This is a genomic window from Methylobacterium symbioticum (genome assembly GCF_902141845.1).
GTDB lineage: Bacteria > Pseudomonadota > Alphaproteobacteria > Rhizobiales > Beijerinckiaceae > Methylobacterium > Methylobacterium symbioticum.
Map to the genome: position 1 here is coordinate 48460 of NZ_CABFPH010000023.1, position 17019 is coordinate 65478.

The following is a 17019-nucleotide window of genomic DNA, read 5'->3' on the forward strand; positions in this document are numbered from 1 at the left end:
AACTCAGCCATGACCGGCCCGCGACGGCACGCCGTCCGCGGGCTCGCGCGTCCGCAGGTTCACGATGCTAGGCAGCCTCGCCAAGAAAATTTTCGGCTCGTCCAACGACCGCCGCGTGAAGGGCTACCGCCCCCGCGTCGCCGCGATCAACGCGCTGGAGCCCGAGATCCAGGCCCTCTCCGACGAGGCCTTGCGCGACCGCACCCGCATGCTGAAGGCGGAGCTCGCCAACGGCAAGAGCCTCGACGACATCCTCGTGCCCGCCTTCGCCACCGTGCGCGAGGCGGCCAAGCGCGTGCTCGGCCAACGCCATTTCGACGTGCAGATGATCGGCGGCATGGTGCTGCACGAGGGCGGCATCTCGGAGATGAAGACCGGCGAGGGCAAGACCCTGGTCGCGACGCTGCCGGTCTATCTCAACGCGCTCGAGGGCAAGGGCGTCCACGTCGTCACGGTGAACGACTACCTCGCCTCCCGCGACGCCGAGTGGATGGGCCGGGTCTACCGCTTCCTCGGCCTCACCGTCGGCACCATCGTCCACGGCCTCGACGACGAGCAGCGCAAGGCCTCCTACGCCTGCGACATCACCTACGGCACGAACAACGAGTTCGGGTTCGACTACCTGCGCGACAACATGAAGTACGAGATGTCCCAGCTGACCCAGCGGGGGCACAACTTCGCGATCGTGGACGAGGTCGACTCGATCCTGATCGACGAGGCGCGCACGCCGCTGATCATCTCGGGCCCGGTCGACGACCGCTCGGAGCTCTACGTCGCCGTCGACGCGCTGATGCCGCGGCTGCGGAAGGAGTATTACGACCTCGACGAGAAGCAGCGCACCGTCTCGCTGACGGAAGAGGGCAACGAGTTCATCGAGGAGGCCATGCGCGAGGCCGGCATCCTCAAGGAGGGCGACCTCTACGACGCGCACAACGTCACGCTCGTCCATCACGTCAACCAGGCGCTCAGGGCCAACACCCTGTTCACGCGCGACAAGGACTACATCGTCCGCAACGACGAGGTGGTGATCATCGACGAGTTCACCGGCCGCATGATGCAGGGCCGGCGCTACTCGGAAGGGCTGCACCAGGCGCTGGAGGCCAAGGAGCGCGTCACGATCCAGCCCGAGAACCAGACGCTCGCCTCGATCACCTTCCAGAACTACTTCCGCCTCTACAGGAAGCTCGCCGGCATGACCGGCACGGCCTCGACCGAGGCCGACGAGTTCGCCGAGATCTACAAGCTCGAAGTGGTCGACATCCCGACCAACAAGGAGGTCGAGCGCGTCGACGAGGACGACGAGGTCTACCGCACCGTCGAGGAGAAATACGCGGGCATCATCGCCGAGATCGACAAGGCGCATGCGCGCCACCAGCCGATCCTCGTCGGCACCGGCTCGATCGAGAAGTCCGAGCACATCGCCGAGATGCTGAAGAAGCACGGCTACACGCTGCTCGACTATTCCGACCCGAACGCGCTGACCGACGTCTACGCCGCCGCCCGCGAGGGCCGGGTGACCAAGCGCTTCGCCGTGCTGAACGCCCGCTTCCACGAGCAGGAGGCCTATATCGTCGCCGAGGCCGGCGTGCCGGGCGCGATCACCATCGCCACGAACATGGCCGGCCGCGGCACCGACATCAAGCTCGGCGGCAACGTCGAGATGCGCGTCGAGAAGGAGCTGGCGCACCTGCCCGAGGGGCCGGAGCGCGAGGCGGCGATCGAGGCCATCAAGGCGGAGATCGCGGAGAACCGCGCCAAGGTGCTGGCCGCCGGGGAGCCGGCCGACCCGGCCGCCGGCCGCAAGAAGGACCTGCCCGGGGGCCTCTACATCATCGGCACCGAGCGGCACGAGTCGCGGCGCATCGACAACCAGCTCCGCGGCCGCTCCGGCCGCCAGGGCGATCCGGGCCGCTCGAAGTTCTACCTCTCGCTTCAGGACGACCTGATGCGGATCTTCGGCTCCGACCGCATGGACGGGATGCTGCAGAAGCTCGGCCTCGAGCAGGGCGAGGCCATTATCCATCCCTGGATCAACAAGGCCATCGAGAAGGCGCAGCAGAAGGTCGAGGCGCGCAACTTCGACATGCGCAAGAACGTGCTCAAGTACGACAACGTCATGAACGACCAGCGCAAGGTCGTCTTCGAGCAGCGCCGCGACTTCATGGGCCAGGAGAGCGTGCGCGAGACCGTGGACGAGATGCGCCACGGCGTCATCGACGACCTCGTCGCGCTCCACATCCCCGAGAACGCCTATGCCGAGCAATGGGACGTGGCGGGCCTGCGCCAGCGCGTCGCCGAGGTGCTGAACCTCGACGTGCCGGTGGAGGACTGGGCGAAGGAAGAGGGCATCGCCGACGAGGAGATGCGCGAGCGCCTGCGCAAGGCCGCCGACGAGGCCTACGCGGCCCGCAGCGAGCAGAACGGCGCCGAGGTGATGGCCTATATCGAGAAGCAGGTCCTGCTTCAGACCCTCGACCATCTCTGGCGCGAGCACCTCGTCACCCTCGACCACCTGCGGCAGGTGATCGGCTGGCGCGGCTTCGCCCAGCGCGACCCGCTCAACGAGTACAAGTCCGAGGCCTTCGACCTGTTCAACAGCCTCGTCGCCGCGCTCCGCGAGCAGGTCACCGGCCAGCTCTCGCGCATCGAGATCGTGTTCCAGGAGCCGGAGCAGGGCGGCGCCCAGCCCTTCGCCGAGGCCCCGAGCCTGCCGCCGATGTTCGCCCAGCACCTCGATCCCGTCACCGGCGAGAACGAGTTCGACCGCGGCGGCTCGGGCAGCGACGGCGGCGCCGGGCCGGCCCTCGGCTTCGCGGCGCAGGGCCTCTCCGTCGACGGCGCCGTGCTGGAGCGCGACCCGTCGGACCCCGCCACCTGGGGCCGCGTCGGCCGCAACGAGCCCTGCCCCTGCGGCTCGGGCAAGAAGTACAAGCACTGCCACGGCAGCTACCAGGCCTGAGGCCGAATCTGCCCTCCCCCCTCTGCGGGGGAGGGATGGCGTCGCGATCGTCTCCTCACGGCACGCAGACAGGCACCATGCCCGCCCTGTTCATCGCCGGCGCCGGCACCGAGATCGGCAAGACCTACGTCACGGCCGCCCTGACGCGGCGGCTGCGCGCGGACGGGATCGCCGTCCGCACCCTGAAGCCGCTGGCGAGCGGCGTCCCGCCCCGCGACGATCCGGCCTTCGCCGAGAGCGACACCGCGCGCCTGCTGGCGGCGCAGGGTCTGGCGCCGAGCCCCGAGGCGGTCGAGGCCTGCTCGCCCTGGCGCTTCGCCGCCCCGCTCGCGCCGGATCAGGCGGCGGCGCGCGAGGGCCGCGCCCTCGCCCTGGCCGATCTGGTCGCCTGGTGCCGCGCCGAGATCGCGGCGGCCGAGGGCACCCTGCTGATCGAGGGGGTCGGCGGCCTGATGAGCCCGGTCACGCCCGAGGCGACCGGCCTCGACTGGCTGAAGGCGCTGGCGATCCCGGCGATCCTGGTCTCCGGCAGCTATCTCGGCGCGATCAGCCACGCCCTGACCGCCTGCGAGACCCTGCGCCTGCACGGCGTCGCCCTGCGGGCGGTGGTCGTGAGTGAGAGCCCCGGCGCTCCGACCAGCCCCGAGGTGGTGGCCGCGGCCATCGCCAGACACGTGGCGGCGCCCGTCGCCCGTATCGGTCGCGATGCCCCCTGCCCCGACAGCCTCGCCGCTCTCCTTGTCCCGTAACAACAGCGCGACGTCTGAACAGGTCGTGAGGCCATAAGGTCGAGCTTCGCGTTATACGGTGCGACAGACCCGGATCGGGTCGATTTTGCCCGGAGCACCGCGTTGAGCCAGACCGAGGTCCATGCGGACGGAGAGTCCGGCCAAATGTCCGGACGCGAGTCCGGTCACGAGGGGCACGGCCGGCTGAAGCCGACCCTGCTGCTGGGCGCGCTCGGCATCGTCTACGGCGACATCGGCACGAGCCCGCTCTACGCCTTCAAGGAGGCGGTGCGCGCCGCGAGCCAGGGCGCCCAAAGCGCCGACCCGGCTGCGGTGATCGGCGCGGTCTCGCTGATCCTCTGGGCGCTGATCCTGATCGTCTCGCTGAAATACGCGGTGCTGATCCTGCGCGCCGACAATCGCGGCGAGGGCGGGATCGTGGCGATGCTGGCCCTGCTCGGAGCCCGCCACGCCAAACCGGGAAGCTGGCAGGGCTGGCTCCTCGTGGTCGGCCTCGTCGGCGCCGCGCTGCTCTACGGCGACGGGGCGATCACGCCGGCGATCTCCGTGCTCTCGGCGATCGAGGGACTCAAGGTGGATGCGCCGGCGCTCGGCCGCTACGTGGTGCCGATCACCATCGTCATCCTCGTCGCCCTGTTCCTGGTCCAGAGCAAGGGCGTCGCCTTCATCGGGCGGATGTTCGGGCCGGTGATGCTCGTCTGGTTCCTCGTCCTCACCCTGATGGGTCTCGGCGGCATCCTCCAGAAGCCGGAGATCCTGGCCGCCGCCAACCCGTTCCGGGCGATCGACTTCCTGGTCCATGCCGGCTGGGGCGTCAGTTTCGCGATGCTCGGAGCGGCCTTCCTCGCCGTGACCGGCGGCGAGGCGATGTATGCCGATCTCGGGCATTTCGGCGCCAAGCCGATCCGCGTGGCGTGGTTCGCGCTGGTGCTGCCCGCCCTCGTCGTCAACTATTTCGGCCAGGGGGCGGTGCTGCTCGCCGAGCCCGACGCCATCGAGAATCCGTTCTACCGGCTTGCACCCGATTGGGCGCATTATCCGCTGATCGGGCTTGCCACCCTGGCGACCGTGATCGCCTCGCAGGCGATCATCTCGGGCGTGTTCTCCCTGACGCAGCAGGCGATCCAGCTCGGCTTCCTGCCGGCGATGCGCATCGTCCAGACGGCGAGCGACGAGCGTGGCCAGATCTACGTGCCCGCGGTGAACTGGCTCCTGGCCGCGGCGACGCTCACCGCGGTGTTGCTCTTCGAGACCTCCGATGCGCTGGCGGGCGCCTACGGCATCGCGGTCTCGCTGCTGATGGCGATCACCACGCTCCTCGCCGCGCTGATCGCGCACAAATGGGGCTACAACCTCCTCGCCGTGATCGCGGTGAACGGCTTCTTCCTCTGCATCGACCTCGTCTTCCTCGGCGCCAACAGCGTGAAGCTGTTCGAGGGCGGCTGGTTTCCGCTGCTGCTCGCCGCGATCATCGCGCTGATGATGCTGACCTGGCGCAAGGGCAACCGCCTCGTGGAGCAGGCCCGCAGCGGCCTGCGCCTGCCCGAGCCCGTCTTCCTCTCGCACCTGCAGCATCAGGAGATCGTGCGCCTGCCGGGGACCGGGGCCTTCCTGTCCTCGGCGACCCATGGCATCCCGCTGCATCTCTCCCGCTTCGTGGAACGCAGCCACGCGCTCCACCGCCGCGTGCTCATCGTCACGGCACTCTACGAGGAGACTCCCACCGTGCCGCAGAGCGAGCGCGCCCGCGTCACCCTGCTCGCGCCGGACTTCTACCGGCTGGTCCTGCGCTACGGCTTCATGGAGGACGCCTCGATTCCCGAGGGCCTGCGCTGCGCCGTGGAGCACCGGCACCTGCCGGCCCCCCTGCTCGACGACCTCACGGTCTTCGTCGGGCACGAGACCATCATCCCCAAGAGCGATCAGCGCGGCATGATGCCGTGGCGCGAGACGCTGTTCGCCTTCATGCAGCGCAATGCCGAGCGCACCGGCGCCTTCTTCTGCGTGCCGACCCGCCAGGTGGTCGAGGTCGGCACCGAGATCGAGATCTGAGCCGGTCTCCGGCTGTTCGCTTCGACAGCCGCGGATCCCCTCTCCCCGCACGCGGGGAGAGGGTGGCGACGACCTTGCCGTCGGCGCGACGAGCGGAAGCGAGGGTGAGGGGGTGATTCCTGAGGAGGCTCGTTCGTACAAGCCCCCTCACCCCCGGCTACCGCCTCGCCACGCTCCCCGACGAGGGGGAGACGTGGCCCTCTCCCCGCACGCGGGGAGAGGGGATCCGCGGCCGTCCGATTGGGTCAATCTACAACTGAACGAGAGCCGATTCGAACGGCATCCCAGGGGACCGCGCCCTGCGCCTCGTCCGCCCCGCCTACTGCTGGCGGCGGCTGAAGGAGACGGCGTAGGCCTGGACGCGGGCGTCGATCAGCGGGTCGTCCGAGACCTCGATGCCGTCGGTCAGCGCGTTCGGCATGAACAGGAGCGCCTTCTCGGCCTCCTTGCTGTCCGGCACCGCCTTGGTCAGGGTCAGCGTGCCGAGATCGACGGTCTTGCGCGAATCCGGCCAGGGCTTGGTGGCATCGTTGGTGGCGTCGCCGGCCTCGGCGAGTTGCGCGAGCACCTTGAAGCTCACCGGCTCCTTGCCGACGCGGGTGGCGATCTCCTGCATCAGGTAGCTGTCACCCTGCTTGGCCGCCTCGTCCGGGCTGAGCAGATCCTCGCCCGCCACCGGCACGAAGCGGTAGCGGAAGGCCTGACGCTTGCCGTCCTTGTCCACGAGGACGAAAGCGTTCACGCCGTTATAGACCTGCCGGGCGAGGCTCGACGGCGTCTTGGCCGTCGCCCCCGCCGTCCCGGCGGCCGGATGGGCGGCCAGGAACTTCTCCACCGGCGTGGGCTTGGCCGCATCGGGCCCGCTCTCGGAGACCGCCTTGAGCAGGTCGCGGAACTCCTCGCCGGTGGCGACGGGGAAGTATTTCAGCGCGTTGACGACGACATCCATCTCGCTGCCGTCGGCCAGCTTGAACTTCAGCGCCATGCCGTGCGGGTTGGCCTTGGCCGAGCCGTCCTGGATGAGCGGCAATCCGGTCGCGTCCGAGAACCGGACGGTGACCGGGACGGCCGGCCCTGCGAACAGCGAGGCCTTGCTGATGGCGGCGGCCTCCTTGCTCGGCGTGAAGCTGCCCTCGACGACGACGCCCTTGGCGTGGTTTGCGCGGAAGCCGGGATTCTTGCCCCAGAGCTTGTTCATCACGTCGACGGTCTGCTCGGCCGTGCTGGTCTCCTGCGCGCGGACGGGCGTACCAGCGACGAGGGCGAGGGCGAAGCCGGAGAGCAGCGCCAGGCGGAGGGTGGAACGAGGCATTCGGGGTCCCCAGGAGATGGGCGCTGCCACCGGAGGCGAGCGCCTTGCAGACGTGCAGCCGGAAGCTGCAACGGTTCTAAGTTGTGCACGATCTATATCCGGGCCGGATCCGTCAAGTGCCCTGGTGCAGGACGAGCCCGTGACCGTCAGGACCCGCGACAGAGGCCACGTCGCCCGCGATCCGGACAGGATAGCGGGCGGCGCGAAGGGCATTCGCCGTGGCCGTGAGATCGGTTACTGCCAAGACGAGGCGGCTCGTCGCGCGATCGGCGGGGCCGAAGGGAGCAGGCGTTGGCCGGTCGGTCACCGGCCGTCGGTAATGCAGCAATTCGAGATGCGGCGTGCCGGGCCCGGCCGGCACCAGCGCCAGAACGTCGACCTCCGGCTCGGGCAGTCCGTCGAGGCGAGCCTGTTCGGGTCCCACATTCAGGCCCCGCTGCGCCAGCCGGAACCCGAGCGCGTCGCGAAAGACGGCGAGCGCTGCATCGAGGTCGGTCACGGTCAGTGCCGAATGGTCGATGCCGAGGAAGAGGCCGGGTGCCCCGGCCCAGGCCTCGGCGGCGGGGCCGCCGGGAAAATGAATCAGCTCGACCGGGTGTCCGTCCGGATCGCGGACCTTCCAGGCCGTGACGCCGCCTGACCGGGCGGGCAGGCGCTGCGGGCCGCCCGTGCTGATCGGCGTCGCCCCGGCAGCGGCGAGCCGGTCCGCGGCGATGGCCATGTCGCGCACGGGGATCGCGATGTGCTGAAAGACCGGATCGGTCGCCCGCGGCAGGGCGGGATAGGGCGCGCCCGGCGGCTCGACCCGGAGGAAGTCGAGTGCCTGGCCGCCGAGCCGCATGCGAAGGTGCTGGGTCGCCCGTCCGGCGAGCCCCAGGGCCTGGCGGAGCGGGTCGGGCAGCGGCTCGGGCGGCCCCTCGGCCCGGAAGCCGAGCCCGTCGCGGTAGAACGCCTCCGTGCGGGCGAGGTCGGCCACCGTCCGGCCGATGGCGAGGATCGCGCTCGCGCTCACACCAGCCGGGCTCCGCGCCGGTTCACGTAGATCGCCATCAGGCTGTGGGAGACGCAGAGGAACAGGCGGCTGAGGTTGCGTCCGCCGAAGGCGAGATTCGACACGGTGGCCGGCGTCCGGATCTTGCCGAGGAGGTCGCCGCCCGGATCGATCACGTGCACGCCGTCCCCCGCGCTCGACCAGAGATTGCCCTCCTCGTCGCAGCGGAACCCGTCCGCCATGCCGGGCTCCACCGTATGGAAGACCCGTGGCTTCGAGAGGCGGCCATCCTCGGCCACGTCGAACACCCGGATGTGACGGGTCGGGTTCTCCGCGAATTGCAGCCCGGTCTCGGCCACGTAGAGCCGGCGCTCGTCCGGCGAGAAGCAGAGGCCGTTCGGCCCGTCGAAATCGTCGGCCGCGACGGTGAGGGAGCCGTCGCGCGGGTCGAACCGGTAGAGGTTGGCCGGCAATTCGGAATCCTGCTTGCCGCCCTCGTAATCGGTCTGGATGCCGTAGGGCGGATCCGAGAACCAGATCGTGCCGTCGGACTTGCAGACGATGTCGTTCGGCGAATTGAGCCGCCTGCCTCGGTAGGACTCCGCCAGTGTCGTCACGCTGCCGTCGAGCTCCGTCCGGGCGATCCGGCGCAGGCGGTGCGAACAGGACAGGAGCCGCCCTTGCCGGTCACGGGCATGGCCGTTCTCGAAGCCGGCATGGTCGCGATAGGTGCTGAGGCCCCCGCCCTCGCTCCAGCGCATGACACGGTCGTTCGGCAGATCCGAGAACAGGAGTTCGGCACGGTCCCCGAACCAGACCGGGCCCTCGCACCAGCGGAAGCCCTCGGCCAGCTTCTCCAGTGGCGCATTTGGCAGCACGAAGCTCTTGAAGCGCGGCTGGCAGACCTCGAACCCGTCCATCGCGCGCCCCTACCGGAAGCGGCCGGGCTGGTTCACCGTCGGCGCCACGTCGAGCCCCGTGACGATCATGGTGCAGGGCTCAGTCCCCACCGTGCCGGAGAGATGCCCCTTCCGCCCGTCGCGCGGCTTGGTGTTCTGGTCCTCGCCGAACATCAGCTCGCCCGGGCCCATCTCGACGCGGGTCCCGTCCATGGTCTCGACGAACCAGCGGCCGGAGAGCACCGCAATCCATTGCGGCTTCGGGTTCTCGTGCCACTCGCCGACCCAGCCGACGGGCAGGACCGTGAAGGTCACACCCGCTTGGCTGGGATCCATCTTGTCGTTCCATTGCGGTGCGACGCCCGGGCCGACGCCCTGGAACTGGAACGCGGTGAGCGCGAATTGCGCCTGGCGGCTCACGCCCTCGGCATCGGTGTAGACGTGCCAGTAGGGCATGCTCGGGGGGGTGGGGTCTGGCATGACGCGTTCCTCAGGGGTTGCCGGGCGCCTCGGCCGCGGAGGGGCCGGCGGCGAGGGGGTGGCGGACGACCTCGGAGGCCGGCACGTAGCTGCCGCCGATCACGACGAGGAGCAGGCCGCCGACGAGGCCGAAATTCTTCAGGAAATCCCAGAAATGCGCCCGGCCCGGGCCGTTCTTTGACCAGAAATCCGGGTCTTCCCAGAAGCGGTGGAACAGCACGGCCGTCACCGCACAGAAGCCCGCCAGGACGAAGGCGGCGGCCCGGTCGTACCAGCCGATCACGATCAGGACCGGCGTCACGAACTCGACCACGATGCCGAGCATGAGCAGCAGCCCCGGAAACGGCAGGGGGCCGGAGGCGGCCTGCTCCATCGCCTCGTCCCAATGCGCGATCTTGTCGTAGGCGCTCGGCGGGAACATGCCGACGAGACAGATCTTCGCCACGAGCGGCACCGCGACGAGATTGAGCCAGGTCGAGAGGTCCATCGCGGCGCGCAGGCTCCGGTTGCGGGGCGCAAAGCGGGTGCAGTGCGTCTCGGCAACGTCCGCGCACGGCCCGGGTTGCCGCCATCCCGCCGCGCGGAGGGCCGTCGCTGCATCGCAGCGTGCACGATCCCGTGACCGTGCAGCGCGGAACGGCCCCGGGCCGGCCACGTTGCCCGGCTGTTCCCGGGCCATTCCGAGCGCGCGATGCAGGACCACTACGACGTCATCGTCATCGGCTCGGGGCCGGGCGGCGGCTCGGCGACGGCCCGTCTCGCCGAGACCGGCAAGCGCATCCTGCTCTTGGAGCGCGGCGACTACCTGCCGCGCAGCCAGGACAACTGGAATGCGCGGGCCGTCTTCGTGGAGGGCAAGTATCAGGCCCGGGAGACGTGGTACGGCGGCGACGGACGCGCCTTCTCCCCGGCCCTGCACTACTATGTCGGCGGCAATTCCAAGGTCTACGGCGCCGCCCTGCTGCGGTTGCGCGAGCGCGACTTCGGCGCCGTGCGCCACGTGGATGGCATCTCGCCGGCCTGGCCCCTCTCCTATGCGGAGTTCGAGCCCTACTACGCGCAGGCCGAACGCCTGTTCGCCGTGCACGGCGAGCGCGGCGAGGACCCGACCGAGCCCTGGGCGAGCGGACCCTTCGATCATCCGGCCGTGTCGCACGAGCCGCGCATCCAGAAGCTCTCCGACGACTGGAGCCGGACCGGACTGCGGCCCTATCACCTGCCCCTCGGGATCAAGCTCGACGAGCGGAACGGCCGGGCGACGCCGACCAGCACCTGCATCCGTTGCGAGGCCTTCGACGGCTTCCCCTGCCTCCTCAACGGCAAGGCCGACGCCCAGGTGATGACGGTGGACCCGACACTCGCCAGCCACGCGAACGTCACGCTCCTCGTCAACGCCTATGTCTCGCGGCTGGAGACCGACGCCGCGGGCCGGACGGTGACGGGCGTGCGCGTCACCCGCGAGGGGCAGGAGGAGCTCTACACGGCGGATATCGTGGTGGTGGCCTGCGGTGCGCTCTCCTCGGCGCTGCTGTTCCTGCGCTCGGCGAACGACGCCCATCCGAACGGGCTCGCCAACGGCTCGGATCAGGTCGGACGCAACTACATGCGCCACAACATGTCGGTGCTGATGGCCCTCTCGAAGGAGGTCAACGACACCGTCTTCCAGAAGACGCTCGCCCTCTCGGACTTCTACTTCGAGTCCAAGGAATGGGCGTTCCCGATGGGCCTGATCCAGATGTGCGCCAAGACGCATCCGGACCAGATCCGCGGCGAGGAATTCCCGAAATGGACCGGGTTCCTGCCCAACGCGCCCTTCGACATGGTGGCGCGCCATTCGATGGATTTCTGGCTGCAGAGCGAGGACCTGCCGCATCCGGACAACCGCGTCTCGATCGCCCGCGACGGGCGCACGATCCTCGACATCCGCCAGACGAACCGCGAGGCGCATGACCGCCTGCGCGCGAAGCTCGAGGACCTGCTGGAGCCCGGCGGCCTCTACGCCTACCTGTTCGAGCGCTCGCTCTATCTCGGCAAGAACATTCCCCTGAGCGGCACCGCGCATCAGGCCGGGACCCTGCGCTTCGGCCGCGATCCGCAGGCGAGCGTGCTCGACCTCGACTGCAAGGCGCACGAGCTCGACAACCTCTACGTGACGGATGCGAGCTTCTTCCCGTCCATCGGTGCCGTGAATCCGACGCTGACCATCATCGCCAACGCGCTGCGCGTGGCGGACCGGATCGCGGAGCGGCTCGGCTGAGCCGTCAGGCCGCGTCGCGTTCGGGGCCGCTCGGCTCGGGCAGGTCCGAGAGATCGGACGAGGCATGGCGCCGGTGTCGCGAGGCCATCGTGCCGCGCGCCGTCATCACCGGCATGAAGCCGCCGAATCCCGGATGCGTGTCCGCCGTGGTGTAGATCGCCTCCATGCCGCCGCGCATGTGGTAGGTCTCGTGCCAGATGCCGACGCCGTGCGTGTCCTGGGTGAAGCGCTTCCACCAGGTCCGGTGCGGTTCGGTCCTGGCCCAGGCCTCCAGGCTCTCCATGTCGCGCCAGTACCAGCGCATGCCGACATGGAAGGGGAAGAACTGGTAGACGATTCGATTCTCGTGATGGAGCAGTCCGTCCGGACGTGCCGCCCCGGCCTTGTCGATCGGAGGGCCGAAGAAGAGCGCGGTCTTCAAACCTCGGAGACTGCGGACCCGCATGCCGAGATACATCACCACGAGATCGGGATAGCCCGAGAAATCGGGCACCCAACCCTGGACTCTGCGCGCATTCATCGGACAGCCCTCACGAATTCCACGTCGGGAGCGCATGATCCTCGTCCCTTTCGACGGTCGACGACATCCCCTGTTCGGGTTAGGACCAAAGCCGCAGACGGCCGGCGCGGGGGGCGACGAAGGGGCGCGGCCCGGCTTGCCTCCGCAGGGCGAATCCTGATACAGGGGCCGCCTTTCCGCGATGCGTGCGCCACCATCGCAGGGGGCCTCCGGGCTTCCCGCTCCCGACACCCATGCATGGACGGCCGCCGCGCCGAGGACATCATGAAGATCCGTAACTCGCTCAAGTCCCTCCGCGGTCGTCACCGCGACAACCAGCTCGTGCGCCGCAAGGGCCGGGTCTACGTCATCAACAAGACCCAGAAGCGCTTCAAGGCCCGCCAGGGCTGAGCCTTCCGCGCCCCGACCGGGCCGGATCGACGTTTCGAAGGCAGGTGCCGCCCGCGCGGCGCCTGCCTTTTCGCATGCGCGGCGTTCCCGCGCGTTGACGGGGCGCTGCGCCGCGACCAAGCTCGCCGCATGCTGCGCTCCACTTCTCTGACGCTCGGCGTCCTCGCGGCCGTTCTGACGGGCCCCGCGCTCGCCGCGCCCCCCGCTTTGCCCGATCGCCCGCCCGCCGGGGAGCGGGAGGGTGCGCGCAAGCCCCCGCCGGCGGTCAGCCTGGACGACCTCTACACGCGCCTGCGCGAGACGGAGGACGACGAGGAGGCCAAGGGCGTGGCCAAGCTGATCGAGCGTCGCCTCGACCGCTCCGGCAGCGCCACCGCCGACCTGCTGACGGAGCGCGCCCGGCAGGCGATGACCACCAAGGACTTCCCCCTCGCCGCCGAGTTGATGGACCGGGTCACCGCCCTTGAGCCGGCCTGGTCGGAGGGCTGGAACCGGCGCGCGACCGTGTTCTGGCTGCTCTCCGACAAGCAGGCCGCGGTCGCCGACCTGCAGCGCGCCCTGGTGCTGGAGCCGCGCCATTTCGAGGCCTGGGCGGCGCTCGGCCGGATCTATCAGTCCCTTGAGGACAAGAAGCGGGCGCTGGGCGCCTATCGCCGCGCGGTGGCGCTCTATCCCCGCATGCCGAAGGTTCAGGAGGCGATCGAGCGCCTCGCGCCGGACGTGGACGGGCGCGACCTCTGATCCGGGCGCCTGTCGGACCGCCGCGCCTGCCAGGGTCCGGCGGCGCGGCGTGATCCGGGGTTGACGCTCGCGGGTGCCCCCGTCCAATGCCTCCCGTTTCCGAAACCGGAGGCCGAGCCCGATGCCGCCGCTCCTCGCCCTGCCCTTCCCGTCCATCGATCCCGTCGCCCTGGCGATCGGGCCGATCACGGTGAAGTGGTATGCCCTCGCCTACATCGCCGGGCTGATCGGCGGCTGGTGGTATGCCCGCCGCCTCGTGATGGCCGACCGTCTCTGGGGCGTGGTGAAGCGTCCGAGCGTGACCGACATCGACGACCTCGTGGTCTGGGTGGCGCTCGGCGTCGTGCTCGGTGGCCGGATCGGCTACGTGCTGTTCTACAACCTGCCGCTCTACATCGCCGACCCGATCGAGATCTTCGCGATCCGCAACGGCGGCATGTCGTTCCACGGCGGCTTCCTCGGCGCCATCCTCGCCTTCCTGCTCTTCGCCCGCTCGCGGGGGCTCAACGGCTACACGCTGCTCGACATCGGCGCCGTGGTCGTCCCGATCGGCCTGTTCTTCGGCCGCATCGCCAATTTCGTGAACGGCGAGCTCTGGGGCCGCGTCGCGCCGGACTTCCCCTACGCCATCGTCTTCCCGAGCGGCGGGCCGGTGCCGCGCCATCCGAGCCAGCTCTACGAGGCGGGAACCGAGGGCTTCCTGCTCTTCATCGTGATGGCGCTCGCGGTGAACCGGTTCGGCTTCCGCAGGCCCGGCCTCCTCGGCGGGATCTTCGTGCTCGGCTACGCGGTGGCCCGCACCGCCTGCGAGTTCTTCCGCGAGCCCGACCGGCAGCTCGGCTACCTGTTCGGCGAGCATCTCGGGCCCCTCGGCGGCGGCGTCACCATGGGCATGCTGCTCTGCGTGCCGATGGCGCTGGTCGGGCTCACCTACATCGTGCTCGCGGCCCGCGGCTGGACGCGTCCGCGCCATCCGATCGAGGAGAATGCGGTGGGCGAACGGGCCGTCGAGGCGTGAGCGAGGGGGCGCTGCAAGCCGAGATCGCCGGCCTCATCCGCGAGACCGGGCCGATCGGGATCGACCGCTACATGGCGCTCTGCCTCGCCCATCCCGTCCACGGCTACTACCGGACGCGGGATCCGCTGGGGCCGCGTGGCGACTTCACCACGGCCCCCGAGATCAGCCAGATGTTCGGCGAGCTGATCGGCGTCTGGATCGCCCTCGTCCGCGAGGCCATGGGTGCCCCTGCGCGCCTGAACCTGATCGAACTCGGCCCCGGCCGCGGCACCCTGATGAGCGACGCCCTCCGCGCGCTCGGCAGCGCGGCGCGCGGCGCCCGCTTCGACCTGCATCTCGTGGAGACCAGCCCGACCCTGCAGGCGGCGCAGGGTGCGGCGCTCCGGGCGCACGCGCCGACCTGGCATGCGGATATCGAGACGCTGCCCGAGGGGCCGGCGATCGTCGTTGCCAACGAGTTCTTCGACTGCCTGCCCGTGCGCCAGTTTCAGCGCACCGCGAGCGGCTGGTGCGAGCGCGTCGTCGGGCTCGACGGCGATCGCCTCGCCTTCGGCCTCGCCCCGGAGTCGGCCACCGAGATCACGGCTTCGGCCCCCGAGGGCGTGCTGATGACGGTGCCGGGCGCCGGGCTCGACCTGATGCGCCGCCTAGCGCGCCGGCTCGCGACGCAGGGCGGCGCCCTTCTCGCCATCGATTACGGCCATGCCCGTCCGGGCTTCGGCGATACGCTCCAGGCGCTGGCGCGCCACGCCTTCGTCGACCCGCTGGCGGATCCGGGCGGTGCCGACCTCACGGCGCATGTCGACTTCTCGGCCCTCGGCCGGGCCGCCTCCGCTGAGGGCGCGGCCTTGCACGGACCGATCGACCAGCGCGACTTCCTGTGCGCCATGGGCCTCGATGCCCGCGCCGAACGGCTGAAGGCGAAGGCCGATGCGGCCCAGGCCGCCGCCATCGACGCGGCGCGCGCGCGGCTCACAGACCCCGGGCGCCGCGGCATGGGCAGCCTGTTCAAGGTGATGGGCGTGGCCGCACCGGGCCTCCCGCTCCCGGCGCTCGGATAAGTCAGGGTTTCGAAAGGGCGAGCCCTTTCGCGGGTCCAGGGCGGAGCCCTGGAACGGCCGGGGCCCCGCCCCGGCGCCCCGCCGAGGGGATGATCCCGTCGGAACCCCGGATCAGCCTAGGATGCGGCCGACGCGGTCCGCGGCCTCGGGCGCGTCTGCGTGTCGGCGGGGGCGGAGCGCGTATCGGAGGGGGCGGTCGGCCAGATCGGCCGGTCGGGCTTGATCCGTTGCGTCATGGTCGAACCTCCTGCGTGACGGCCGGAGCGCACGGCTCCGAGCGAAACAACCGTCGTCTCCCGCTTTCGGTTCAGCTATCGAGGCGACAGACCCTCGGAATGGTAGCGCCGGAACGCCCTCGCATGTTCATCGAAGCCCCCGAACTGAGCGGCCATGCCGGCCTGCGCCACGCCTTCTTCACCCGGCAGGGCGGCGTCTCGGAGGGGCTCTACGCCTCGCTGAACGGCGGCATCGGCTCGGACGACGCGCCGGAGCGGGTGATGGCGAACCGGGCGCGGATGTGCGCCCAGCTCGGTCTCGGCCCGGATCGCCTCGTCAGCCTGTATCAGGTGCACTCGGCCGAGGTCGTCACCGTCGAGGCTCCCTTTGCCGACCGCCCGCGAGCGGATGCGATGGTGACCCGGGTGCCAGGCCTCGCGCTGGGCATCGCCACCGCCGATTGCGGCCCGATCCTGTTCGCGGACCCGGGCAACGGTGTGGTCGGCGCGGCCCATGCCGGCTGGAAGGGCGCGCTCACCGGTGTGATCGACGCGACGGTCGCGGCGATGGAGGCACTCGGGGCCGAACGCAGCGCGATCGTGGCCGTGCTCGGCCCCACCATCGAGCAGCCCTCCTACGAGGTCGGTCCGGATTTCGTCGCGCGGTTCCGGGCGGAGGCCCCCGGCATGGAGCGTTTCCTCGGTCCAGGCGCCCGGGCCGACCATGCCCAGTTCGACCTGCCGGGCTTCATCCTGGCCCGGCTGGAGGAGGCCGGGATCGGTGAGGTGGCCGCCCTGCGCCTCGATACCTACGCCGATGCGGAACGCTTCTACAGCTTCCGTCGCACCACCCATCGCGGCGAGGCCGATTACGGCCGGCTGATCTCCGCCATCGCCCTCGCGCCCTGACCGGACGAGAGCCGCGCCGAAGGGTGCGACAATGTGTCAAACTGGCCGGCGAAAAAAAGTGTGAGCGCAGGTGAACCTTGACCATTCGTCCGCGTTGAATGGTCAAGGTAACCGAGGAACAACGCAGCATCGCCACTAAGGGGCCGTCCCAGACGGTCGGCGCGCTGCACGGCACCAAGCCAACCCCGGGAGGCCGATCTTCAGATCCGTGCCGGTCAGCGCCGACGCGCGGCACCTGTGGAGTTGTGAGGACCAGATGCTGAATTCCCTGCTTTGGGGCGCCACCGCCCTCGCCGCTATCGGCTGCGCCGGCTCCGCGCTTGCCGCCGACCTTCCGCGCCGCGCTGCCCCGCCGCCGGTCTTCACCCCGGTGCCGGTCTTCACCTGGACGGGCTTCTACGCCGGTTTCAACGCCGGCTACGGCTTCGGCACCGGCAATGACCGCGGCGCCACCGTCGCCGCCGTC

Annotated in this window: 15 protein-coding genes and 1 pseudogene; 10 read left to right on the top strand and 6 right to left on the bottom strand. The window is 70.1% G+C overall.

What is annotated here, in order from left to right; all coding sequences use genetic code 11:
• Nucleotides 1–64: 64 nt before the first annotated feature.
• The 3 genes from secA to MET9862_RS10420 all read left to right on the top strand — a co-directional run bounded on the left by secA (nt 65) and on the right by MET9862_RS10420 (nt 5760).
• Nucleotides 65–2959: a preprotein translocase subunit SecA gene (gene secA, locus MET9862_RS10410; protein WP_142582930.1), complete on the top strand. Its 2895-nt coding sequence runs from the start codon at nt 65–67 to the stop codon at nt 2957–2959.
• A 77-nt stretch (nt 2960–3036) separates the two neighbouring features.
• Nucleotides 3037–3708 carry a dethiobiotin synthase gene (gene bioD, locus MET9862_RS10415; protein WP_142582931.1) on the top strand — a complete coding sequence of 224 codons (672 nt, stop codon included), beginning with the start codon at nt 3037–3039 and terminating at the stop codon, nt 3706–3708.
• Between the two features lie 144 nt (nt 3709–3852).
• On the top strand, nt 3853–5760 hold the full coding sequence (locus MET9862_RS10420; RefSeq protein ID WP_142582932.1) for a potassium transporter Kup: 1908 nt from the start codon (nt 3853–3855) through the stop codon (nt 5758–5760).
• Between the two features lie 319 nt (nt 5761–6079).
• Here the strand turns inward: MET9862_RS10420 and MET9862_RS10430 are convergent, their stop codons facing one another.
• The 5 genes from MET9862_RS10430 to MET9862_RS10450 all read right to left on the bottom strand — a co-directional run bounded on the left by MET9862_RS10430 (nt 6080) and on the right by MET9862_RS10450 (nt 9929).
• Entirely contained in the window at nt 6080–7072 is a 993-nt protein-coding gene (locus MET9862_RS10430) for a catalase family peroxidase (protein ID WP_142582933.1), read from the bottom strand.
• A gap of 112 nt (nt 7073–7184) precedes the next feature.
• On the bottom strand, nt 7185–8084 hold the full coding sequence (locus tag MET9862_RS10435) for a VOC family protein (RefSeq protein ID WP_142582934.1): 900 nt from the start codon (nt 8082–8084) through the stop codon (nt 7185–7187).
• Nucleotides 8081–8983 (bottom strand): SMP-30/gluconolactonase/LRE family protein, encoded by a 903-nt coding sequence (locus MET9862_RS10440; RefSeq protein ID WP_142582935.1) that lies wholly within the window; start codon nt 8981–8983, stop codon nt 8081–8083. The genes MET9862_RS10435 and MET9862_RS10440 overlap by 4 nt, the downstream gene beginning before the upstream one ends.
• Before the next feature lie 9 nt (nt 8984–8992).
• The gene (locus tag MET9862_RS30740; protein WP_244612663.1) at nt 8993–9442 is read right to left on the bottom strand and encodes a cupin domain-containing protein; all 450 of its coding nucleotides are present in this window, start codon (nt 9440–9442) and stop codon (nt 8993–8995) included.
• Nucleotides 9443–9452: 10 nt separating this feature from the next.
• Nucleotides 9453–9929: a DoxX family protein gene (locus tag MET9862_RS10450; protein WP_142582937.1), complete on the bottom strand. Its 477-nt coding sequence runs from the start codon at nt 9927–9929 to the stop codon at nt 9453–9455.
• A 204-nt stretch (nt 9930–10133) separates the two neighbouring features.
• Here MET9862_RS10450 and MET9862_RS10455 point away from each other — a divergent pair, with 204 nt between their 5' ends.
• On the top strand, nt 10134–11699 hold the full coding sequence (locus MET9862_RS10455; RefSeq protein WP_142582938.1) for a GMC oxidoreductase: 1566 nt from the start codon (nt 10134–10136) through the stop codon (nt 11697–11699).
• A 4-nt stretch (nt 11700–11703) separates the two neighbouring features.
• Here the strand turns inward: MET9862_RS10455 and MET9862_RS10460 are convergent, their stop codons facing one another.
• Nucleotides 11704–12219 carry a phenylacetaldoxime dehydratase family protein gene (locus MET9862_RS10460; RefSeq protein ID WP_244612664.1) on the bottom strand — a complete coding sequence of 172 codons (516 nt, stop codon included), beginning with the start codon at nt 12217–12219 and terminating at the stop codon, nt 11704–11706.
• Between the two features lie 264 nt (nt 12220–12483).
• On the opposite strand from MET9862_RS10460, the gene ykgO reads away from it, so the two are divergent.
• From ykgO to MET9862_RS10490, 6 genes and pseudogenes are all read left to right on the top strand, one after another.
• Nucleotides 12484–12609: a type B 50S ribosomal protein L36 gene (ykgO, locus tag MET9862_RS10465; protein WP_003601867.1), complete on the top strand. Its 126-nt coding sequence runs from the start codon at nt 12484–12486 to the stop codon at nt 12607–12609.
• 129 nt (nt 12610–12738) lie between these two features.
• Complete coding sequence (locus MET9862_RS10470) at nt 12739–13350, top strand: tetratricopeptide repeat protein (RefSeq protein ID WP_142582939.1); 612 nt, start codon at nt 12739–12741, stop codon at nt 13348–13350.
• A 121-nt stretch (nt 13351–13471) separates the two neighbouring features.
• Complete coding sequence (gene lgt / locus MET9862_RS10475; protein ID WP_142582940.1) at nt 13472–14368, top strand: prolipoprotein diacylglyceryl transferase; 897 nt, start codon at nt 13472–13474, stop codon at nt 14366–14368.
• A complete protein-coding gene (locus tag MET9862_RS10480; protein ID WP_244612665.1) occupies nt 14365–15429 on the top strand; it encodes a class I SAM-dependent methyltransferase in 1065 nt (354 codons plus the stop codon). The genes lgt and MET9862_RS10480 overlap by 4 nt, the downstream gene beginning before the upstream one ends.
• 359 nt (nt 15430–15788) lie before the next feature.
• A complete protein-coding gene (gene pgeF / locus MET9862_RS10485) occupies nt 15789–16553 on the top strand; it encodes a peptidoglycan editing factor PgeF (protein WP_142582941.1) in 765 nt (254 codons plus the stop codon).
• A 256-nt stretch (nt 16554–16809) separates the two neighbouring features.
• Nucleotides 16810–17019, top strand: a pseudogene (locus MET9862_RS10490) (porin family protein); the annotation flags it as partial.